16 protein-coding genes, 1 tRNA gene, 1 pseudogene and 1 riboswitch are annotated in these 20,825 nt (G+C 63.4%); of the genes and pseudogenes, 11 read left to right on the forward strand and 7 right to left on the reverse strand.

The window, feature by feature from the left end:
• The first annotated feature begins 86 nt into the window (after nt 1–86).
• The 4 genes from QMG52_RS01495 (at nt 87) to QMG52_RS01510 (ending at nt 5,137) form a co-directional block, all read left to right on the forward strand.
• Complete coding sequence (locus QMG52_RS01495) at nt 87–1,508, forward strand: dihydrolipoyl dehydrogenase family protein (protein WP_283558672.1); 1,422 nt, start codon at nt 87–89, stop codon at nt 1,506–1,508.
• A 121-nt stretch (nt 1,509–1,629) separates the two neighbouring features.
• Nucleotides 1,630–2,421: an ABC transporter ATP-binding protein gene (locus QMG52_RS01500; protein WP_283558673.1), complete on the forward strand. Its 792-nt coding sequence runs from the start codon at nt 1,630–1,632 to the stop codon at nt 2,419–2,421.
• Nucleotides 2,418–4,466 (forward strand): YhgE/Pip family protein, encoded by a 2,049-nt coding sequence (locus tag QMG52_RS01505; RefSeq protein WP_283558674.1) that lies wholly within the window; start codon nt 2,418–2,420, stop codon nt 4,464–4,466. The genes QMG52_RS01500 and QMG52_RS01505 overlap by 4 nt, the downstream gene beginning before the upstream one ends.
• On the forward strand, nt 4,463–5,137 hold the full coding sequence (locus QMG52_RS01510; RefSeq protein ID WP_283558675.1) for a TetR/AcrR family transcriptional regulator: 675 nt from the start codon (nt 4,463–4,465) through the stop codon (nt 5,135–5,137). Before QMG52_RS01505 ends, QMG52_RS01510 begins: the two co-directional genes overlap by 4 nt.
• Before the next feature lie 39 nt (nt 5,138–5,176).
• On the opposite strand, the gene QMG52_RS01515 is transcribed toward QMG52_RS01510, so the two are convergent.
• Both QMG52_RS01515 and QMG52_RS01520 read right to left on the reverse strand, forming a co-directional pair.
• On the reverse strand, nt 5,177–5,704 hold the full coding sequence (locus tag QMG52_RS01515) for a SixA phosphatase family protein (protein ID WP_283558676.1): 528 nt from the start codon (nt 5,702–5,704) through the stop codon (nt 5,177–5,179).
• Nucleotides 5,705–5,820: 116 nt separating this feature from the next.
• A complete protein-coding gene (locus QMG52_RS01520; protein ID WP_283558677.1) occupies nt 5,821–6,693 on the reverse strand; it encodes a winged helix-turn-helix domain-containing protein in 873 nt (290 codons plus the stop codon).
• 663 nt (nt 6,694–7,356) lie between these two features.
• Between QMG52_RS01520 and QMG52_RS01525 the strand changes: the two genes are divergently transcribed.
• Together QMG52_RS01525 and QMG52_RS01530 are read left to right on the forward strand one after the other, a co-directional pair.
• Nucleotides 7,357–8,100, forward strand: coding sequence for a response regulator transcription factor (locus QMG52_RS01525; RefSeq protein ID WP_283558678.1), 744 nt, complete (start codon nt 7,357–7,359; stop codon nt 8,098–8,100).
• A gap of 110 nt (nt 8,101–8,210) precedes the next feature.
• Nucleotides 8,211–9,611 (forward strand): sensor histidine kinase, encoded by a 1,401-nt coding sequence (locus QMG52_RS01530; RefSeq protein WP_283558854.1) that lies wholly within the window; start codon nt 8,211–8,213, stop codon nt 9,609–9,611.
• Between the two features lie 123 nt (nt 9,612–9,734).
• Here the strand turns inward: QMG52_RS01530 and QMG52_RS01535 are convergent, their stop codons facing one another.
• Both QMG52_RS01535 and QMG52_RS01540 read right to left on the reverse strand, forming a co-directional pair.
• Entirely contained in the window at nt 9,735–11,000 is a 1,266-nt protein-coding gene (locus tag QMG52_RS01535; RefSeq protein WP_283558679.1) for an MFS transporter, read from the reverse strand.
• Nucleotides 10,997–11,488, reverse strand: a complete 492-nt coding sequence (locus tag QMG52_RS01540) for a MarR family winged helix-turn-helix transcriptional regulator (RefSeq protein WP_283558680.1) — start codon at nt 11,486–11,488, stop codon at nt 10,997–10,999. The genes QMG52_RS01535 and QMG52_RS01540 overlap by 4 nt, the downstream gene beginning before the upstream one ends.
• Before the next feature lie 221 nt (nt 11,489–11,709).
• Nucleotides 11,710–11,893: riboswitch (cyclic di-AMP (ydaO/yuaA leader) on the forward strand.
• Nucleotides 11,894–12,008: 115 nt separating this feature from the next.
• Here QMG52_RS01540 and QMG52_RS01545 point away from each other — a divergent pair.
• Complete coding sequence (locus QMG52_RS01545; protein WP_283558681.1) at nt 12,009–12,560, forward strand: aggregation-promoting factor C-terminal-like domain-containing protein; 552 nt, start codon at nt 12,009–12,011, stop codon at nt 12,558–12,560.
• Between the two features lie 65 nt (nt 12,561–12,625).
• Here QMG52_RS01545 and upp read toward each other — a convergent pair whose 3' ends face one another.
• On the reverse strand, nt 12,626–13,261 hold the full coding sequence (upp, locus tag QMG52_RS01550; protein ID WP_283558682.1) for a uracil phosphoribosyltransferase: 636 nt from the start codon (nt 13,259–13,261) through the stop codon (nt 12,626–12,628).
• Nucleotides 13,262–13,283: 22 nt separating this feature from the next.
• Here upp and tadA point away from each other — a divergent pair, with 22 nt between their 5' ends.
• Nucleotides 13,284–13,796 (forward strand): tRNA adenosine(34) deaminase TadA, encoded by a 513-nt coding sequence (gene tadA, locus QMG52_RS01555; RefSeq protein ID WP_283558683.1) that lies wholly within the window; start codon nt 13,284–13,286, stop codon nt 13,794–13,796.
• 115 nt (nt 13,797–13,911) lie between these two features.
• Nucleotides 13,912–14,001: transfer RNA gene (locus QMG52_RS01560), tRNA-Ser, on the forward strand.
• Between the two features lie 652 nt (nt 14,002–14,653).
• Here the strand turns inward: QMG52_RS01560 and QMG52_RS22080 are convergent.
• Nucleotides 14,654–15,817 (reverse strand): annotated as a pseudogene (locus QMG52_RS22080) (recombinase family protein); the annotation flags it as partial.
• Between the two features lie 213 nt (nt 15,818–16,030).
• Between QMG52_RS22080 and QMG52_RS22085 the strand changes: the two are divergent.
• Both QMG52_RS22085 and QMG52_RS01565 read left to right on the forward strand, forming a co-directional pair.
• Nucleotides 16,031–16,414, forward strand: coding sequence for a type II secretion system protein (locus tag QMG52_RS22085; RefSeq protein WP_502920426.1), 384 nt, complete (start codon nt 16,031–16,033; stop codon nt 16,412–16,414).
• Between the two features lie 695 nt (nt 16,415–17,109).
• A complete protein-coding gene (locus QMG52_RS01565; protein WP_283558684.1) occupies nt 17,110–17,778 on the forward strand; it encodes a hypothetical protein in 669 nt (222 codons plus the stop codon).
• A gap of 1,149 nt (nt 17,779–18,927) precedes the next feature.
• Here the strand turns inward: QMG52_RS01565 and QMG52_RS01570 are convergent.
• Entirely contained in the window at nt 18,928–19,707 is a 780-nt protein-coding gene (locus tag QMG52_RS01570) for a type 1 glutamine amidotransferase domain-containing protein (protein WP_283558685.1), read from the reverse strand.
• Nucleotides 19,708–20,825 lie beyond the last annotated feature (1,118 nt).

Raw genomic sequence — 20,825 nt, forward strand, 5'->3', positions numbered from 1 at the left:
CCCGCATCGCATCTGCGCTTGCGTGGGTAATGCCCTGGCCGCGCCCTGGCCGTGCACCAAATGCCCAGCCGACGTAGGCTCGGACCATGAGCGAGCCACGAACGGTCGATGTTGTCATTATCGGTGCCGGCGCGGCGGGCGAAAACGCAGCGGAACGCGTGGTGCAGGGCGGCCTCACCGCGGTGCTGATCGAGGCTGAACTGGTCGGCGGGGAGTGCTCCTACTGGGCGTGCATGCCGTCGAAGGCGCTGCTGCGACCCGGGACTGCACTGCTGGCCGCCCAGTCCGTGGCCGGTTCGCGGGAGGCTGCGACGCAGACACTGGACGCCGCCGCCGTCCTCAAGCGGCGTGACGAGTTCACCTCGCACTGGCAGGACGACGGCCAGGTCGACTGGGTAAAAGGCGCCGGCATTGAGCTGATCCGCGGACACGCGTGGCTCACCGGCGTGCGGACCGTTGAAGTTGCCGGGAACGACGGCGGCAGGCACCTTTTGCACGCCCGGCACGCGGTCGCGCTGGCCACCGGGTCCGTGCCGACCGCTCCCCCGCTGCCCGGGCTGGACGACATCGACTATTGGGGCACCCGCCAGGCCACCTCCGCGCAGAATATCCCGGGTCGGCTGACCGTCTTCGGCGGCGGAGTGTCGGGCACGGAACTGGCCCAGGCCTTTGCCCGGCTCGGTTCCAGCGTGACTCTGGTGGCCCGCGGGAATCTGCTGGCCATGTACCCGGCGGAGGCCCGGGAGCTGGTCAAGGCCGGGCTCCGGGCGGACGGCGTGGATCTGCGTCTACACACCTCCGCGGACAGCGTCCGGCGCAATGCCGACGGCGAGGTGGAACTGATCCTGTCCGACGGCGGCGGGACCGTCACCTCCGATGAGCTGCTGGTTTCCACCGGCCGGCACCCGGCGCTGGAGGGTCTGGGTCTGGAGAGCATCGGACTGGAACCGAAAAAACTCGATACCGACACAACCGGAAGGGTATCCGACAACGACTGGCTCTACGCCGTCGGGGATGCGGCCGGCAAGGTGCTGCTGACTCATCAGGGGAAATATGAGGCCCGTGCCACCGGAGCCGCCATCGTGGCCCGGGCGGCCGGGAAACTCAGCGGCGACCCGGCGCCGTGGAGCAGCTACGCGCAGACCGCCGACGACCATGCCGTGCCGAACGTCGTCTTCACTGACCCGGAAATTGCCTCGGTGGGCCTGAGCATGGAGCAGGCGCGCGACGCCGGAAAGAATGTTTCCGACGTCTCGCTGCCGATCGCCGTGGCAGGGTCATCGCTCTACGCGGACGATTACCAGGGTTGGGCGCAACTGGTGATCGATGACGACAGCAGGACCATACTCGGTGCGACGTTTGCCGGCCCCGACGTCGCCGAGCTGCTGCACTCGGCCACCATCGCCGTCGTCGGGCAGGTTCCGCTGGAACGCTTGTGGCACGCCGTGCCCTCCTACCCGACGGTCAGCGAGGTCTGGCTGCGGCTGCTGGAGAAATGCGGGCTCTAACCCATCGAGCCGACCACCCCGTCCGGACGCCGGGCTCATGAATGCGCTGACCCTCTAGTTGAACTGACCAGTCAGTTTTGATATGGTTTATCCGTTCATATCCCCATCGGAAGGTCATGCTGTGCTGTCGGCTTCGGAGCTCCACGTTGCGGGGCGCCATCGGGACCTCTTGCCGGCCACCAGCCTGGAAGCGCCGCGCGGCGCCGTGCTGCTGGTTCAGGGTGACGGCCGCCAGAGGCGAACCGCGCTGGCCCTGACCCTGACCGGGCGGATGAAGCCGACCTCCGGGACGGTGCACTGGGGACACGAGGCAGACATCACCCATTTGCGCCGGCACAGTGCATTAATCGACGCCCCCGGGGTCAACGAGCCCGAGCAGCATCTGAGCGTGAAGGATCTCGCGGCCGAGGATCTGGCCCTGATCCCGCGCAGATTCCGTGACCGTACCCGCCCCACGGCCTGGCTGGTCAAGCACGGGCACTCGGAGATCGCCGGCAAATGGACGGACGAGCTCGCGCCGGAGCCGCGGCTGCGGTTACTGACGGACCTGGCGCTGGCAAACCCGGATGTCGACGTGCTGGTGGTGGATTCACCCGACCGGCACAGCGATGACGCGCAGGACTGGCTGCCTTTCCTGCAGCGGCTGGCTGCCGGCACCGGCAGGCACGACGGCGGGCACCGCCTAACGGTGATCGCCGTCGTCGCACACTTCCCGCTGGACTGGGACGGCGCGACTGCGCAGGTGGGAGATATCCCCGCCGTCCCCGCGCCGGCTCCCGAAGCGGCCCCCACCGAACCGGCCGTTGAGCCGGCTCCCGAACCGGCTACCGCAGAAATTTCCTCACAGGGTCCACAGGCCCAGCCAGCCGCGGCGAAACCCGCTCACAACGACGAATCGCAGGAAACCCAATGACCGTCCTCCGCCTCGCTCTCTCGGAGCTCAAGCGCATGACCGGCGGTCTGCTGCCCAAGCTGACCATTCTGGCCCTGATCATGGTTCCGCTGCTGTACGGCGCCGTCTACCTCTACGCCAATTGGGATCCCTACGGCAACCTTGAACAGCTGAAGGCCGCCGTCGTCGTCGAGGACCAGGGTGCCACCACGAAGGACGGCCGGCAGCTCCATGTGGGCGACCAGGTGGCCCAGACGCTGATGGTCGGGAAAAAGTTTGACTGGGTGAAGGTCGCCTCGGCCGAGCAGGCGGACGACGGCGTGGCGTCCGGCGAGTACGCCTTTGCCCTGAAAATCCCCAGCGACTTCTCCGCCAGCCTCGCTTCGCCGGAGAACTTTGACTCCGCCCGGCAGGCCATCCTGAGCGTCACCACCAATGACGCCAACAATTACCTGCTCACGTCCATCGTGGACAAGGTGACCACGCAGGTCCACGAATCTGTGGCCAAGGAGGTGGGACAGAGGACGGCGGACGCGCTGCTCACCGGGTACGGCACCATTCACACGCAGCTAGTGAAAGCGGCCGACGGCGCCGGCCAGCTCGCGTCGGGAGCGGCAAGTTTTCGGGACGGTGCGGCACAACTGCACACCGGGACGGGGGCGCTCAGCACCGGCGCGGACACGCTGCTGAACGGCCAGACCCAATTGGTGGCTGGAGCGAATCAGCTCAATAACGGAGCCGTCCAGCTGAGCAACGGACTGGGCCAGCTGCAGTCCCAAACCGCCTTGCTGCCCGCGGACAGCCAGGCCCTCTCCTCCGGGGCAGCCCAGGTCGCGGCGGGAAACGCGGCGCTGAACAGCAAGGTGCAAAGCGCCGTCGGCTCTCTGGATCGGCTGGACTCCGCCGCACAGGGCCTCCTCAACGACAAGGCGAAGCCGGCCCTCGATCCGCTGGTGCAGAATGGGACCATGTCCGCCGCGCAGGAGCAAAAGGTCCTCGACCAGCTGCAGGCGCTGCCGGCAAGCCCGGCCCTGACGGATGCCCGGACCAAACTCCACATCGACGCCGCGGACGTGCAGAAGCTTGCGGACGGCTCGCAGGCGGTTTCCGGTGGGGCCGCGAAATTGGCCGGCGCTGCTCCGACTCTCACGGCCGCCATCTCCGAAGCCAACGGCGGCGCGCGGCAGCTGGCCTCCGGCACGGCGACCCTGGCCGCCACCCAGCAGACCGTGTTCGATGGCGCCAACCAGCTCGCGGCGGGAGCGAAAACGCTCGATGAGGGCGCGGCAGGGCTTGACGACGGTGCGAAGAAGCTGTCCGACGGGGCCACGACGCTCGCGGATTCTCTGGCACAGGGAGCCGGCCGGGTACCCAATCCCAACGATGCCCAGAAGGCCAACGCCGCCAAGGTCATCTCGGACCCGATCGCGGTGAACTCGCTCTCGCAGGCGCAGGCTGCCAATTACGGTTCCGGGCTGGCTCCGTTCTTCCTGGTCCTGGCGCTGTGGATAGGGGCGTTTATGCTGGTGCAGACGATGCGGCCGATCACCCAGCGCGCTCTGGCCTCCAACGCACCCTCGTGGAAGATAGCGGTGGGCGGTTGGCTGCCGTTCTTCGTCGTCTCCACCCTGCAGGCCGTTGCGATGTATCTTGTGGTCTATTTCGGGCTGGGCCTCGACCCCACCCACCCCCTCCTGACCCTGGGCCTGCTGCTGCTGGCCTCGATGGCCTTCACCGCCATCATCCAGGGTGTGGTGGCGCTCTTGGGCAGCGTCGGTAAATTTGTGGTCCTGGTCCTGCTGGTGCTCCAACTGGTGAGCTCGGGCGGCACCTTCCCCTGGCAAACAACCCCGGGACCGTTGCACGTGGTGCATCAGATCATGCCGATGGGGCACGTGGTCGAAGGCATGCGGCACCTTATTTACGGCGCCGATCTGGCACCCCTGGGCGCGATCGTTCTCGGCCTGATCGGCTACACGCTGTTTGGCCTGCTGCTATCGGTCATCGCCGTGCGGAAACACAAGTTCTGGACATTGAAGACCCTGCTGCCGGAGATCGCGGTATGAGGGCCGTCCCAGCCCGCGCCGCGGAAACCCGGCGGCCGGGACGGACCAATGCCACGAGGCAAAAGCTCTTTGATGCGTCCATGCTGCTGATCGGCGAACGTGGACCGGCCAATGTCACCGTGGATGAGATCGCCGCGGCGGCGGGTGTGTCCAAGGGGACGGTCTATTACAACTTCGGCAGCAAATCGGAGATGATCGGGCAACTGCTCGAACACGGCGTCGGGATGCTTGAATCCCGCCTCGTTGTTCGGAACGTGGGCCGAAAGCACGGCCCAGCTGGGGCTGCGGCCGGGGCTGCGGCTGGGGCTGCGGCTGGGGCTAATGATGCCGTGGATGACTTGCAGGAAATGCTCGGGGCCATACTGGATTTCTTCGCCGAATATCCCTCATTCGCGCAGTTGCTGGTCGGCGAGATGTGGCGCACGCCAGGCGAATGGCATGAGACGCTGACGCTGCTGCGCGAGCGGCTGGTCAGCGTCCTCGGCACCGCCGTGGAGCGGGTGTCCCGGGAGCATGCCGTAGATGCCGGCATCCCCCCGGCAAGCGTCGCCGGCGCAATATTCGGCGCGACGTTCGTCATCGGGCTGGACCGCTTGGTTTTCCAGCCGGAACGTTCCCGCGAACAGGCCCTGGCTACGGTCATGACCGTCATCCGCGGCTACCTCCGTTAGCTCGGACAGACTGATCCGGCATTCAGGGACGCAGTGAAGTCAGACCGCCCGGGGGACGGCGAAACTGACAGCCTGGGCGTCCTGGCCGTCCAGTTCGGCCCAGGATCCAGCATGCTCAAAGACCGCCAAGGCGCTTGTGGGATAGCTCATGGCCAGATTAGTGTAGGCGTCCTCGGCCGAATCCCTGGAGGCCAGCCGCAGCCCAAGGTCCTGCAGACCCGGCAGGTGGCTGATGACCAGCAGCGTCCGCACCGTTTCCGGCAGATGATTGATCACCGTCAGCATCTCGGCAGCCGAAGCCGCATAAAGCCGGTCCTCAAGTTTTGGGGTCGGAGCCTTCTCCCCGAGCTGCTGGCAGACCCAGGTACAGCTTTGCCGGGCCCGGAGGGCGCTGGAACAGAGGATGAAATCCGGAATGACGCCATTGTCAACCAGCCATTTGCCCGCCACCACGGCATCCGCATGCCCGCGCTGCGCCAGCGGCCGGTCGTGGTCGGCGACACCCAGCGGATACGCGGCTTTCGAATGTCGCATCAAAACCAGCCGCTTCACGTGGTGATCACTCATGCACTGAGTCTAGTGACAGGTTTCGCTGGTGGCAGGTTTCGGACCCGCCGCAGTGCCAGTTCGTCGGCGGGCGGCACCATCAGATGCGCGGTGTCCGTTCGCCGGCGGCGGCACCATCAGATGGAGTACTCCGGCGCGGCCCACACCACGACTTCGGGATGCTCGTAGAAACGGTAGCCCTCACCACGGACCGTGCGCACCGTGTTCGCCAGTCGGCCCAGCTTGGACCGGAGCCGGCGGATGTGGACGTCGATGGTCCGCTCGTTCGGCACCTCGTCCGCATTGCCCCACAGTCCGTCCAGCAGCTCGTCGCGGCCAACCGTACGCGTGCCGTGCTCGACAAGATAGTTCAGCAGCTCGAATTCCTTGAACGTCAGGTTCAAGGTCTCGCCGTCCAGGTGCACCTCACGACGTGCCAGATCGATCAGCACGCCGGACGGGCGCGATTCCTGTACGGTGCGCAGCCGGGCTGCCTCCTGACGCTGGCGGGCAAGAACCGTCGGATCACCGAACGTCGAGCGGACCACTTCGAGAGCCGTGCCGGGAGTGTCTGCGGGAGCTATCGCCACGGCGGCATAACTCTGTGCCTGCGGCACCAGCGACTGGACATGTGCCCGAATATCCTGTGCCAGCTTGGCCAGAGACGTTCCTGCGGCGGCAGCGGTTTCCTCATCCACGCCGACATACACGACGAACCCACGGGCCACGTTGTCCGCCGCCGAGGCGCGGGCACTTTCAACACCGGAGATGACGGGGGTGGGAGCTGTCAGGGGTGCATCGGCACTGTGGGCGGCGGGTCGGTTCTGGCCGAATCCGGCCGGTCGGGTTTCCTGCTCATGGCCGAACCCGTGCGGAGGAACGGCCGCGAGATAGCCGGCCCGCGCGGCGAACGGAGCGCGGAAACTGTTGGGATTGTTGACGGCATTTACTGCGGCCGGCTTGCCTGCATTGCGGACGGAGATGTGGACGTATCCGGAAGCTACTGACATGGGATTACCTCAATGTGAATGGCCGACGTCGCGGCGCGAATGCTTTTCCTCACCCGGCCGATAAGCCGGTGAAATGCCCATCAGGGGCAGGCCAGATGGGCCGATAATGCCTGAACTCAGGGGTAGCGGGTCAGGCCTGCATTCGACAACAGCACATGATCCTTCCAGTGGTTTCACCGGGGAGGGTCGCTGCGGCTGCAGATGCCATTGAGTGGATGTTCACAATCAGAGTGTGCTACGTAACAAAGCGAACACGCAAGTAACATTGCGCCAAAGTGTCCGCATAATGAGATGGATAACCTCAATGTGTCCAAGGTCACAGGCGGTTCAGATTGTCGCTTATTCAGCTGTTATTCGAAGAACCGGCTGAGTTTCCGGCTGAGAGGCCTGAAAATCATTCGATTCTTCGTTGAACCGAGCAGGCCGGAGCATCATCGGTGACCAGGCCCGGACGCTGAAGGCAATGTCACCAGTGCCCCGCCATGCAACGGACCCGCTCCTGCATAGTTTTCGGCCGTTTAGGCCGTTTAACTGCATCGAGAGCCGACGACGAAAGTCCCGTCTGACTGTTACCCGGGCGCACGGGTGGCTAGTCTGGGGTTCACAGCTAAAACTTTGCCGGCGCCCAGCGCCGGCAAACCCCATTGCCAGAGAGTTATAGCCATGGCATCTTCGCGCTCTTTCACAGAACATCTCCCCCGTCTCACGCATCAGGACGGCTCGCCGATCCGCGCTCTCGTCGTGGACGACGAAGCGAGCCTGGCCGACCTGATGCGGATGGGACTGCGGATGGCCGGGTGGGACGTTGTGGTGGCCCACGATGGAAATCAAGCCATCAAAACCGCGCGTGAATTCCGACCCGACGTGCTGGTGCTGGACGTCATGCTTCCCGGGGTCGACGGCGTCGAACTCCTTGGCAAGATCCGCACCTTTGCACCCGGTGTGCCGGCGCTCTTCCTGACCGCGAAGGATACCGTGGAAGACCGTGTCACCGGGCTCGCCGCCGGCGGCGATGACTATGTCACCAAACCGTTCAGCATGGAAGAAGTCCTGCTCCGGCTGCACCGCATCGTCCAGCGCTCCGGCGTGACGGCAGAGGACGCCGCCGAGCTGGTAGTGGGGGATCTGACCCTGAACCAGGACACTCGGGAGGTGATCCGCGGCGGGGCGCTGATCGCACTCACGGCGACGCAGTATGAACTACTCCGCTACCTGATGGAAAACCCTCGCCGGGTGCTCAGCAAGGCACAGATTCTTGACCGGGTCTGGAACTACGATTTCGGTGGCCAGGCCAACATCGTGGAACTCTATATCTCCTACCTGCGCAAAAAGATCGACGCCGACCGTCCGCCCATGATCCACACCGTGCGGGGTGCTGGTTATGTGCTGAAACCGGCCGCTCCGTGAGCCTGCCCGCTTCCGTCATTTTGCACAGGCCCGGGCGATGGGGCCGCCCCCGACAGCGTTGGTCCCGGTTAGGATCCTGGCATCTTCGGACCAAGCTTGTGCTCGCCACGATGGCGCTGCTGACCGCCATTTGTTTCATAGTGGGTCTGGTCAGCTATGCTGCCGTCCAGGCTTCTCTGACCCATCAGTTGGACGACACCCTGGCCGAGGCGTCACACCGGGCCACGACCTTCAGCGCCGGCCCACCCCCGCAAGGATCCGCCGGTGACCATCCGAATCCGCTGAACGCCCGCGGCACCGGCATCGGCACCCTCAACGCGCGTATCTCCGCCGGTGCGGTGACAAGCGCCGGCCTGCTGTCCAGGGATCAGACCATGCCCGGAATCACCGCCGGAGACGCGGCCACGCTCCTCGGAATTCCGGCCGAAGCTCCCCCGGTGGACCGGACCCTCTCCAACGGCGACTACCGTCTGGTGGCCGCCTCCATGCCGGACGGGGACATCATCGTGACCGGCCTTCCGCTGGCGCCCAACAACGCCACGCTGGCATCCCTGGTGCTCGCCATTGTGCTGATCTCCCTGGGCGGCCTGCTGGCCCTCGGGCTTGCCGGAACCTTCATCATCCGCCGCACCCTCGAGCCGCTTGAGGAACTTTCCGCTGTTGCCACCCGGGTGGCAGGGCTGCCGCTGGACGCCGGGGAGGTCGCCCTGGCGGTGCGGGTGCCGGCCAAGGCGGCAAATCCCGAGACCGAGGTCGGCAACGTCGGGCATGCCCTGAACAAGATGCTGGACAACGTCTTCAGCGCCCTGCAGGCCCGGCAGAAAAGCGAAACAAAGGTGCGCCGGTTTGTCGCCGATGCAAGCCACGAGCTGCGCACCCCGCTCACGGCCATCCGCGGCTACACGGAGCTGCTCCGGATGACCGAGACGCTGAGCCCGGACGGCCGGAATTCTTTGGACCGGGTGGAGTCCCAGTCCAAACGGATGGGAACCCTGGTAGAGGACCTGCTGCTGCTGGCCCGGTTGGATGAGGGCCGCGCCCTGGACCTCAAGGAGCTGGACCTGACCGAGGTGATAGTGGAGAGCGTCAGCGACATCCGCGTCATTGCCCAGGATCATCTATGGAAGATGGACGTGGCAAGTGAGCCGCTGCGCATCCGCGGCGACGAAAACCAGCTCCGCCAGCTGCTCATCAACCTGCTCACGAATGCCTACAAGCACACGGACGCCGGCACCACGGTCTTCACCGCCGTCCACCGGGCAACGGATGGTTCCATCGTACTGACCGTCACCGACAACGGCCCCGGCATCCCAGAGGAATTCCAGGAGCAGGTCTTTGACCGCTTTGCCCGCGCCGACTCCGCCCGTTCCGGCGCTACGGGCACCACGGGTCTGGGGCTGGCCATCGTGCAGGCGATTGCCAATGCGCACGGGGGCCGAATCGAGCTCACCAGCAGACCCGGGCGCACCACGTTCGCCATCCGGCTGCCCGCCGCGCTGGTCATCGCATAGAGCCGACGGCGACGGCAGGCACTGACGGCTGCGGCAGCACTGACGACGGCGGCGGGCACCGTCAACCGCGGCACGCCTGCCGCCGTGCCGCCAACCGCGGCGCCGCCCCACCGTCGTCGCCCGTCAGCTACGGAGCGGACGCCGGAAACTGAACTGCGTGACGCGGTGCATCTGGTCCAGCAACCGGACGTCGTTGCGCCGGTTGAGCAGGATCAGGGCCCACGCACCCGCCACCACGGCCACCACTGCCCCGATCCCCACGGACCAGCGGGCCCCGAACACGGTTCCGATCCAGCCGATCAGCGGCGCCCCGATCGGAGTTCCGCCCTGCAGCACCACCATATACACCGCCAGCACCCGTCCGCGCATGACCGAATCGGTGGAAAGCTGGATGCTGGTATTGCAGGCATTCATGAACGTCAGGGACGCGAGTCCCACCGGTATCAGCGCCACGGCGTACAGCCAGTAGCTGGGCATCAGCGCCGCAATCCCCGCGAACAAGGCAAACGCGAGGACGCCGCCGATCACGTAGCGCATCCGGGTGCCCTGCCGGCGGGCGGCCAGCAGGGCAGCGGCCAGCGTGCCCAGCGCCATCACGGAGCCCAGCAGGCCGTACTCCCCCGGGCCAAGGTGAAACACGCTCGTGGCCATCAGCGCATTGGTGATCTGGAAGTTCATGCCGAACGTCCCGACCACGCCGACCAGCACCATGATCATCATCAGATCGGGGCGCTGGCGGATGTAGCCCAGGCCCTCCCGGATCTGGCCCTTGCCGCGCGGCGCCCGCTCGGATGGATGCAGCTCCTCTGTGCGCATCCGCAGCAGCGAGATCAGCACGGCAATGAAGCTTGCGGCGTTGAGCAGGAATGCGGTCCCGGTGCCGAACCACGCGATCAACAGACCGGCGACGCCGGGACCGGCCAGTCGTGCCAGGTTAAAGGACGCGCTGTTCAGGGCGACGGCGTTGGGAACGTCTTTCTGTTCCACCACCTCCGAGACAAACGCCTGCCGGGACGGCGCGTCGATCGCGCTGGCCACGCCCAGCAGCAGTGCCAGCGTGAAAACCTGCCACAGCTGGACCGTGTTCGTCACGACCAGCAGACCCAGCGTCAGCGCGCAGATGGCCATCGCCGTCTGCGTGCAGAGCAGGATCCTGCGCTTGGACACGCGGTCTCCCAGCAGCCCCGCGTAGGGCCCAATGAAAATGATGGGCAGAAACTGCAGCCCGGTAGTGATGCCCACGGCAGTGCCGGAATTATTGGTCAGGATCGTCAGGACCAGCCAGTCCTGGGCGACCCGCTGCATCCAGGTTCCGATATTGGAGACCAGTGCCCCGCCGACCCATAACCGGTAGTTGTAGACCTTCAGGGCCCGGAACATGTCCTTCATCTGGCGCTCATTCCCTGCAGGATTCGGGCGGCCTCGCGGAGCACTGCGCGCTCCTGGGGTTCCATCGCGGCCAGTCGCTCGGCAAGCCACGCGGTACGGTGACTGCGCGCGTCCGCCAGCACACCCGTCCCAGCGTCCGTGATATTCACTAGGACCTGCCGCCCGTCCGTGGGGTGTTCGCGGCGCGTGACCAGACCGGCCATTTCCAGCGCGTTGACAATCCTGGTCATCGACGGCGCCTGAATATGCTCCCAGTCGGCGAGCTGACGCAGGGTCATCGGAGCATGATGGATGGCTGCAAGGACCGAGTATTGGCCCGGCGAGACGGCCTCGCCGCTGGCCTCCGTGCGCAGCCGCCGCGAGGTGCGCATGACTGCGATGCGCAGATCCACCGCCAGTGGGCCCGCGTCCGGCGCGGAGCCGTCGTCCGGATCCTTTTCACGTGCGGTTCTTGCCTTCGTCGTCGGCTTGGTCGCTGCCACAGTCATCAGCCCGCTCATTAGGTGCATTTCAAGCTACATAGTTACCGTAAGTCATTACCCTTGCTAAGTAAATCCTGAGTTTGGCCGGTCGCCAAAAGATTGCGCAGCAGATGACACAAAAGCTGTCCGTTATCAAAATGTGACACTCGGCGGCGAGTCCGGTATTGTGATGAAGGCGCCAAAATCAGCAAATCATTGCTCCCTGGTGTCCGTGGCCGGTTCGCCGAGCTCTGCCCCCGCCCACGTTCCGTTCGAGAAACGGCAGAGACGGGGGACCCACATCCGGGCTTCCGCAGGAAGCCCTTGGGGTTAAGCCATCCGGTCCGTGCCGCTCCTTGCCGCGCAGATCGGACGGCCGGATGCTCTCATCCGAACCCGACAGCTCACCTCGCAGGCGTCGAGAGAGGTTTGCAGCATGTCCGAAAACGTTCAGCACGGCCGACGCCGCGTCACACCGACCCGTCGAAAGTCAGCAGTCCGGCAGCTATGGGAAGCGGCCCCGAAGCCAGGTCCCGTGGGACAGCGAATGACCGCCATCGCTGTCGCCGGCTTCCTGCTCGTGGGGATGGGCGCGTCCAATGCGGCCCTGAACCACGACGGATCCACGACTGTTGCGCCCACAGCCGACGCACCCGTCTCTGCGCCAGGCAATGTACCAATGGCCTTCACCCGCACGGACGTGAAATCCAGTGCCGCGCCCGCCGCGACGCCCAACGTCAGCGGCGCTGCCTCGGGCGTCCAGGTGCTCGGCGCGAACGGCGGCGCCGTCAACGATCCGGCCGGTGCGCGGGCCTACGCCGCCAGTGTGCTGGCGTCCTTCGGCTGGGGCCAGGATCAGATGACCTGCCTGGTGCCGCTGTGGACCCAGGAATCCGACTGGACGACTACCGCGGAAAACCCGTCCAGCCTGGCCTACGGAATAGCCCAGTCGCTTCCCGCCGAGAAAATGGACAGCACCGGAGCGGACTGGAAGAACAACTACCAGACGCAGATCCAGTGGGGACTCGATTACATTCAGAACCGCTACGGCTCACCGTGCGGTGCCTGGCAGCACGAAACGGCCATGAACTGGTACTAAGCGGCCCTCGACCACGCGCCCCCGCAGGAGCTGCCCTCGACCACGCGCCCCCGCAGGAGCTGCGGTCAGCCCACCACGCCGTAGAGCCGGTCGCCCGCGTCGCCTAGGCCTGGCACGATATAGGAATTCTCGTCCAGTTTTTCGTCAATCGAGGCGAGCACGATCGTGACGTTCCTGCCTTCGAGCTCCTCGCGCAGCTTTGCCAGGCCCTCCGGGGCCGCCAGCAGGCAGATGCAGGTGATGTCATCCGCGCCCCGGGCAAACAAGAACTTGATTGCCTCGCGCAGGGTACCCCCGGTGGCCAGCATGGGATCCAGCACATAGACCTGGCGCCCGGTCAGGTCATCCGGCAAACGCTCGGCGTAGGTGATCGCCTCCAGCGTCTCCTCATTGCGGGCCATTCCCAGAAAGCCGACCTCCGCAGTGGGGAGCAACCGCGTCATCCCCTCCAGCATGCCCAGGCCGGCGCGCAGAATCGGGACTACCAGCGGCGTGGGCTTGCGCAGCCCGGTGCCGACCGTCGTCGTCACCGGGGTTTCGATGTTGACCGGCTCAACCCGGACATCACGCGTTGCCTCGTAGGCCAGCAGCGTGACCAGCTCTTCGGTCAGCAGCCGGAAAATCGGAGAAGTGGTGTTCTTATCCCGGAGAACGGTGAGTTTGTGGGCAACGAGCGGGTGGTCCGCAACAAGTACGCGCATAGGTAAAAGTTACCATTGAGCCGTGACCCCAACAGCGAAGTTCCCCGCGGCTCCCGCACCCGGCGGCGGCCGAGACCGTGCTCAGCACCGCGAATGGATGGGTCTGGCGCTGGAACAGGCCGAGCTGGCCGCAGCCACCGCGGACGTGCCGATCGGCGCCGTCGTCCTGGGTCCCGACGGGTCGGTCCTGGGCGCTGGCTGCAACGAGCGCGTTGCCTTGGAAGATCCGACGGCGCACGCTGAGATGGTCGCGATCCGCGCGGCGGCGCGGGCGCTGGGCTCGTGGCGGCTGGACGGCTGCACGCTCGCGGTCACGCTGGAACCTTGCGCCATGTGTGCTGGAGCCATTGTGCTGGCCAGGCTCCCCCGAGTGGTCTTCGGGGCCTGGGACGAGAAAGCCGGTGCGGCCGGATCCGTTTTCGATATTCTGCGCGAACGACGGCTCAATCACTGGGTGGAGGTGTTCCCCGGCGTCCGGGATGGCGAGTGCGCCGCCCTGCTGCAGGACTTTTTCGCCGGCCGGCGCCTTCCGTAAGTTGTTGCGCCCGAGCCGTTCCCCGCCCACCCGCGACCCTCGACCGGCGCGAACCCGGCCCTGGACAGCGGCGCTTTTGGGAAGCAGGCCGTCCGTCCGGTAAAGTAACTGCGTTGGTGACGTGTCCGAGCGGCCGAAGGTGCAACACTCGAAATGTTGTTTAGGTGAGAGCCTAACGTGGGTTCAAATCCCACCGTCACCGCCAAGTTAGTCACGTTGGAACCCCCGGTAAGCGAAAGCTTGCTGGGGGTTTCGTTTTGCCCGCCTTTGTCCGCCGCTGTGCCGTGAGTTTTCTGCCCGGATGCCTCAGTGGTCATTGAGCTGCTGTTCTGGCCCTGTGTGCGCCCCGTATGGTCAGCTCCAGCCATCAGGACACCGGCGACCACATCACTCTTCGGAGCCTGTTGGACTTTCGGATGGCTGGTGTTCGCTTCAGCGTCCTCGTCGGCATCAATACGCAGCTCTTTGAACATGGCCTCATTCAAATTTTGGCGCTCCGTGTCAGTGGCGTGTTTCGCATAGAGCGTGCGTGCATTGCTCAGTAGTCCGAGTACCACTTCAAGATGGCCGAGTAGGTTGTTGGTCTGTTGCTGCGCGCTTTGGATCAGGCGAGCGGCGTCGGCCAGCTCGACACTAAGTTTCGCCTGGCGGATCTTGAGATCCTCGACAGGTAGCGCGTCAGCCATGTAGGCATCAATTAGCTTTTGCTTCTGCCGCTCCAAGCGAATCAGGCGTCGTCGCTGGTCGGCCACGAGCGCATCAGTTTCATCTTGCTGAGTATCGAATCCGGAAATGATCTCTCGACGTAGCCGTTCAATTTCGGGCTGGCTGAACCGGATATGCTGCCATTCATCTTCGACTAGCTTCTCGATCTTGCCTACGGAGACGTATGGCAATTTGCAGTCAGTGCGTCCAGTGTGACGTCCGAGGCAGAAGAAATAGGCGTAGGTTCCACCTTTGCCACGGGAGTGTCCGTAGCTCATTCGTCCATCGCAGCGATTACAGACCAACGCACCCTTGAGGTAGTGCGTGTGCCGCCAAGCCCGGTCACCCGCGAGGCGCCGGCCGGCCAGCACGTTCTGGACGGTATGCCAGGTCTCGGGCGAAACCAGGGCTTCGTGTTTGCCCTCGTGGAGAACGCCCTTGAACCTGACTTGCCCCATGTAGTACGGATGAGACAAGATGCGGTGGACCTGCGAGTTGTTTAGTGGCGATCCAAGCAGCGTCTTGGTTTTGCGGCTCTTCAATCCACGGGCCTCGAGTTCATCCCGAATGCTCGAGATACTCCACTTCCCTGTGGCGTAGGCATCGAATGCCCAGATAATATGCGGCGCCCGTTCGGGATCCGGGACAATCCCCTTGATCTCTATCCCGTCGACACGGGCAATAGTGTTTAGGTAGCCGAGCGGCGCATAGCCTGGTGTACCGCCACGACGAACCTTCTCGGCCATGCCCTTCTTGGCCTCAGTACTGAGGTTCTTTGAATAGAACTCGGCAATAACGGCCATGATGCCGTGTGTCAGCGTGCCCGCCGGCGTATCGTCGATCTGCTCCGAAACCGACACGAGGACTGCACCGGCTTTGCGGATAGCCAGCAGGATTGCGACGTCGTCCGCCCGGTCACGCGCCAGCCGATCTACTTTGTGAACGATGACGTAGTCGATATCGCCCTCCGCCACGCGGACCAGTAGTGCTTGCAGACCATCTCGGTCGGCCGATCGAGCAGACGCGCCAGCATCTACAAACTCCTCGATTACAACCCCACCGAGCTCGCCAGCCTTTCGGATACAGGCGGCACGCTGGGCCGGAATGGAATACCCCTCCGCCTCACCACCCTTGGTCGCTTGTCGAGCGGTCGACACACGCAGATAGATAATGGCCGACTTCATCGTTGCAGACTCAGGCTCAAACAACGTCAGGCCGCCGTCAGTAGCTGACAGGTGGCTTGTTTCAAGAGAACGATTTGTGGTGGTCTGCGTCCCGGCAATTTTGCCGCCGGGTGAGCTCTTGGGTCTGTGCATGCTCGGACGATAGCTCCGATCCAAAACGTCTTCAAGTGTCCGATCGGGTGCAATTAGAGACGATACGACGAGGGGCGTCGGGGGTCGATCGAGCTATTCACGACGAAAAGAATGTGATGCGGAAATTGCAACAGGCTCGTGCATGCCGCGTTAGCCAGCGTCAATAACCATTATTGACTCGATTCCGCTTATGCCTCATAATCCAACCCAGAAATGTGGACTCATACAAACACACAATTATCTGGACGAGAGAATCGACGAGGCTTTACGATCGTCGAACTTCTGATTGTGATTGTTGTCATTGGTATTTTAGCGGCAATTACGATTGTGGCGTATAACGGCGTACAAGATAGAGCAAAAACAACCAACGCACAGACGACCTCAACCGGTCTCATAAAGAAGATAGAATTGTACAGTGTCGACAAGGGCACTTATCCGACGGCGCTTGCGCAAATGACAGGTGCGGGTGCTGCGTCTCAACCCTATTACGTGACAAACATTACGTTTATACCTCCATTCCCTGTCGCGACATCTACGCCGAACACGCTTACTTATGTCACCTGTGAGTCGGGAACTGGCTACCAGATATTCTACTAGAATTATCAAACAAAGGCGCTGGGCTTCTATACTGGCGGTGCGCAAACTAACTGTGCAGCTGCTCCGTAGTCGCACATCGTTTGCGGTATCTTGAAACTTATATTCGTCGCCCGACGGGAAGTCTGCGGTGATTTACTACTCCCTGCGCGGTAATCAAACTTGCAGCTCGGTTTCTTCTTTGGCTATCACAAGCACAACCTACTAAGCTGACACTACGCAGCGCGTAGGCTCCCTGCCCACTCTTTCGTAGTCGAGGTGTCAATTTCTAGGCTAGAAGATATGTCGCACGTTCCTGACTCCTCCCAACGGGAGGATCAGTCCCCGACCTTAAAGACTAGCCAACCGCGTGAACTCGGGCCAATTCGGAGGTTCTTCAGCGACGCGAACGGACGGACGACAGGACGGGTCACTCCAGAGGCGAAACACTACCCGGCGAGCATTTCTTCGATCCGTTCCCGCAGCTTGTTGTTCCAACCTTGCGTCAGAAGGGCCGCGAAGCGGCAAGGCCCCTGCCTCCCTTATGAACAAAGGGAAGTGGGGGTTTTGCTTTGTCCCGAAATTAGCCCCTCAGTAACGCAGCGGTAACGAACTTCTCGCGATGCCCTGCGCTCAGTACCCCCGGGAGCAGTGCGCAGTCCGCGATCGACTCGCTCACCGAGGCGGCCGAGTCCCTGGTTATGCGAAGGGATAGGCGCATGGCTGCAACGGATCTCGACCCGATTGAGGTCATCGCCCTCGACATGGCACGGGCCGACATGCACTACATAGCTACCTCGTTGATCGGCCTTCCGTCTTCCGCGGCCGCCGCGGAGGTCGCCCTTGTCCAGTACAGAGCCATGGCTGCCTTCGAGGCGCAGCTCCACTTCGAAAAGACCCTTGGCTGGCGCCTGGAGACAAACTGGGACGCTGGCACTGCGAAGGCCGCTCGAATGAGCGGCAAGTTCTTTGCCGACACCAAGCGAAACCTGCAGGGAGTCGTCACTCATTTCGACGAGCTTCTCCGGGCGAACCACGGCGCTTTCTTCCCGCCTAACCGGCGAGGCCGACGCTTCGATTTTCTCCGCGACGACCTGTCGGTTGTCATCCTTGAAGGTAGCCCGTACACGAGCCTTGTCAGCGCGCACTATCTGACGGGGCTCGCGCCTGAGCAGGTCGGCGACCTTTCAACCGTCGGTCCCGCCATAGGGCGACTTAGCATTGGTGTCGGTAACGTCGCTGCTGCTCTTCTGAATGACTCCGGCATTGAGTTGCATCAGCACGGACCCGTCCCGCCTTTTAGGTCTAGCGGCAGCCCTCCTGACCGTCCAGAGCGCTTCCTCGTCCGCGGTGCTGAGCGTGTCCCGATCACTGTGTGCGTGGTGTGAAGCCGCCGCTCGCCAGCATCGATTCGTCGCCCTCTTCCAGTCCCTGACAGCCCTCGAAATTATGCGAAATGATGGTGGCCGGCCCTCTCAATCCGCTGAAATGATGGCATTCCTGGACGACCCTGAGTCGGTGTGGGTTCTGGGGCAGTCAAAACTTAGTAACGGGCTGGTTCATCTCGGGCTTCAGGACATCGCTGCGAGCCTTGGCGCCCGGAGCACAGTCGACGACGCCGTACGTGCCTACACGGGGCAGGACCCCGACGCGGCTGCCGCCCGTGTCGTGAACCACCTGACCCGATTCGTCGACCTTTTGACGAGATGGATGCTGTCGCCAACCCCCGATGGAAACTTGTTCCTTGCGGCTATGCACCCTGCTCCTCTGGAATGATCGCGGGCGCAATCCGAAAACTAGCGGGCGAGATCGACGCACACCTGACTGATCTCGACGAGCGGAGTGTTCAGGGGATCCAATCGTCCAAATCATGACGCGATGGCTGCGCGCGCCCGGTGCACGATGTGTGCCGGGACCTGGTCGATTCGAATTTTCTAGCCGTCAATCACATCTGCCCGAAGAGCACCGGTATCAAGCCGGCGTTCGACCAAAGGCGAACGGCTACCTCAATCACGTCCCGTCCTCCAGCAAGCACGACATGGAACGGAATCGCGGGCCGGTCCCACCATTCGCCGATTTCGACCGGGTGTGCCCATGTGTCTGCCGCAGACTTCAGCGAACGTACAAGCCAGATGGCTCGAACATTTGGCCCGCTGACTCTGATCCAACACATGCGCGACACGCATTGAGTCGGGACGCTCACGCGTCCTGTCTGCGGTGCTTGCAAGCTACCCCTCGGTGAAACTCGTGCCCGTAAGCCACGTAGGCGTACCTCACGACTGGGCTAATTCAAGGCTCTGGGCTAGTTGATGACCAGGTTGCGCGCCGCCATAATAGATGCTGTTTTGGCCGGACCCCAGTAAGCGTGGGCCGTCGTCCGATGCTTGATTTGTTGAGGTGGCCGTAGATCGTGGAGCGCGGAACCTGAAGCAGGTCGGCGATGCGTTGGACAGTGTGGTTGCCGGCGCACGTACTCCGACTGACGGCCGCCCCGTTGTCGGGGCGGCCGTCAGTTTCAGTCCGCTGTTGGTGTTAGGTTAGTGCTCCGCTTCTGCCGCTGCCTTCTTCTTGGCGTTTTTCTCGGCGTCCTTCTCGGCGCGCAGAGCCTCCGTCTCGTGCTGTTCCTCGGCTTTTTCCTGGTGGATGACCTCAGCGAAGAGCTTCTCCATCTCCTTGGCCACGCCGGCGGCTGAGGCCGGGTTCTGGCCGGTCACCAGGCGGTCGTCAACCACGACCTTCTCCTCAAAGACATCAGCGGAGACGTGGGTGGCGCCCTGTTCCTCAAGTCGGTCTGCCAAAAAGAACGGGATCACCTTGTCCTTCCCTGTGGCAACCTCCTCGTCGTTGGTGAAGGCGGCCACCTTCCGGCCCTCGACGAGGCGAAGCCCGTTCTCCAATTCCACTTTCAGCAGGCCGGCCGGTCCGTGGCAGACCGCGCCCACCAAGCCGCCGGCGTTGTAGACGCTGGCCACCAGATTCTGCAAGCCTTCGCTGTCCGGGAAGTCCCACATGGTGCCGTGGCCGCCCACGAGGAAGACGGCGTCGTACTGGTCGGGATCAACGACGTCGACGCGGGCAGTGTTGTAGAGACCGGCGCGCGTGGTCTCGTCCTCCGTGAAGGCGACCTGGATGGGATCTTCTGAGTCCACTTCGTCGCGCGGGGGCTGGCCGCCTTGGATGGACGCAAAGTCGACGAAATGCCCGGAATCCCTGAAGACCTTCCAGGGATGTGCAGCTTCGGCCACGTTGTAGCCGGTCTTCTCTCCGGTATCGCCGATCTCGGAAACGCTGGTCAGTACCATGAGGATTTTCTTCATGAAGTGTTCCTTTCGTCTAACTTCCACCCTACGCCCAGCCCAATTCGGGCCCTCCCTCCCCGTCTGAGACGGTGGTAGTCGTCTGCACCTCGAATCACCCGTACGAGGCCTCCTCGGCCGCAGTCGGATATTTATGTTTAGCCATACAGGCTCATCGAACCGAGGTACCCATCGTTACCACGCGGCGTCGGCTTAGCGTGCAACCGAAGTTCGACATTCGGGAAGATGAGTCCAACGTCAGGCAGCCGGCCAGCTTGCTTGTGATCAACGACTGTCTCGTAGTCATCAATGCTGTAGTAGTCGGTGACCCCGAGGGCTTCAATGCGAGGCTCTGATTCCTCGATGATCCTGAGGTATTCTTCCCATGCGTCGGCACCAAACTGGTTGTTGAGGGCGGTGCCCGGAGCATGGAGGTGCGGATCCCATCGGCGCCACACTGAACCGCGAGGGTCCGCGTGAGAGGAGTCGTCCTACTGCTCTAATTACCACCAGGAAAGGAACCCGATGAAGCGCATCTGGAGTAATTTCTGGCACTGCTCCCGGCTTGGATCCAAGTCGCGGTCGATTCTGTCACCGGAGCCGGAATGACGGTGGCGTGAATGCCCTCCTCGCCCATCATTGGGCAGTCTGTTGCGCCATGTCCAATCTGCCGTGCGTTCTGCGACGACCGCACCGATTGTTTACTTCCCGGCTGCGCGGTCCCGACCACTCGCGCCCTAACGGCGCTACGACTCCGATCAGGACATACGGTGATGGGCAACGCAGGCCGTCGATCTGCGTATTCGCCTCGGTGCAGAAAACATCGAAGAGGATGACGTCGAGGCTGCGATCGGAGCTGACCGCGTTTTCGACCTCGTGAATGTGGCCCTGGCGGTGCTGGCTACCATGACGCAGCCTCTCGGCGACGAGTCCGACGAATGGCTGTTCTTGACTCGAATTTATGAGTACCTTGGAAATCCACAGAGACTAAACGTGAGAGACCGGATGATCGGTCTGGGTATTTACCCGAAGACCCATGGCTCGACGAGACCGGCATGAGGGCGGTCGCTAGCGTGAGTCCGCTGGTAGTCCTTCTCTGCCGACACCTACTCGATCCTCATCGGCGGATCTCACAATCG

It is taken from the genome of Paenarthrobacter sp. PH39-S1 (assembly GCF_030063245.1).
Classification (GTDB): domain Bacteria; phylum Actinomycetota; class Actinomycetes; order Actinomycetales; family Micrococcaceae; genus Arthrobacter_M.

What these genes read in the sequence shown, in the direction of transcription:
- QMG52_RS01495 (WP_283558672.1), top strand. Translation starts at nt 87, where the DNA reads ATGAGCGAGCCACGAACGGTCGATGTTGTCATTATCGGTGCCGGCGCG.
- QMG52_RS01505 (WP_283558674.1), top strand. Translation starts at nt 2,418, where the DNA reads ATGACCGTCCTCCGCCTCGCTCTCTCGGAGCTCAAGCGCATGACCGGC.
- QMG52_RS01510 (WP_283558675.1), top strand. Translation starts at nt 4,463, where the DNA reads ATGAGGGCCGTCCCAGCCCGCGCCGCGGAAACCCGGCGGCCGGGACGG.
- QMG52_RS01515 (WP_283558676.1), bottom strand. Translation starts at nt 5,704, where the DNA reads ATGAGTGATCACCACGTGAAGCGGCTGGTTTTGATGCGACATTCGAAA.
- QMG52_RS01520 (WP_283558677.1), bottom strand. Translation starts at nt 6,693, where the DNA reads ATGTCAGTAGCTTCCGGATACGTCCACATCTCCGTCCGCAATGCAGGC.
- QMG52_RS01525 (WP_283558678.1), top strand. Translation starts at nt 7,357, where the DNA reads ATGGCATCTTCGCGCTCTTTCACAGAACATCTCCCCCGTCTCACGCAT.
- QMG52_RS01530 (WP_283558854.1), top strand. Translation starts at nt 8,211, where the DNA reads ATGGCGCTGCTGACCGCCATTTGTTTCATAGTGGGTCTGGTCAGCTAT.
- QMG52_RS01535 (WP_283558679.1), bottom strand. Translation starts at nt 11,000, where the DNA reads ATGAAGGACATGTTCCGGGCCCTGAAGGTCTACAACTACCGGTTATGG.
- QMG52_RS01540 (WP_283558680.1), bottom strand. Translation starts at nt 11,488, where the DNA reads ATGACTGTGGCAGCGACCAAGCCGACGACGAAGGCAAGAACCGCACGT.
- QMG52_RS01545 (WP_283558681.1), top strand. Translation starts at nt 12,009, where the DNA reads ATGACCGCCATCGCTGTCGCCGGCTTCCTGCTCGTGGGGATGGGCGCG.
- upp (WP_283558682.1), bottom strand. Translation starts at nt 13,261, where the DNA reads ATGCGCGTACTTGTTGCGGACCACCCGCTCGTTGCCCACAAACTCACC.
- QMG52_RS22085 (WP_502920426.1), top strand. Translation starts at nt 16,031, where the DNA reads ATGTGGACTCATACAAACACACAATTATCTGGACGAGAGAATCGACGA.
- QMG52_RS01565 (WP_283558684.1), top strand. Translation starts at nt 17,110, where the DNA reads ATGGCTGCAACGGATCTCGACCCGATTGAGGTCATCGCCCTCGACATG.
- QMG52_RS01570 (WP_283558685.1), bottom strand. Translation starts at nt 19,707, where the DNA reads ATGAAGAAAATCCTCATGGTACTGACCAGCGTTTCCGAGATCGGCGAT.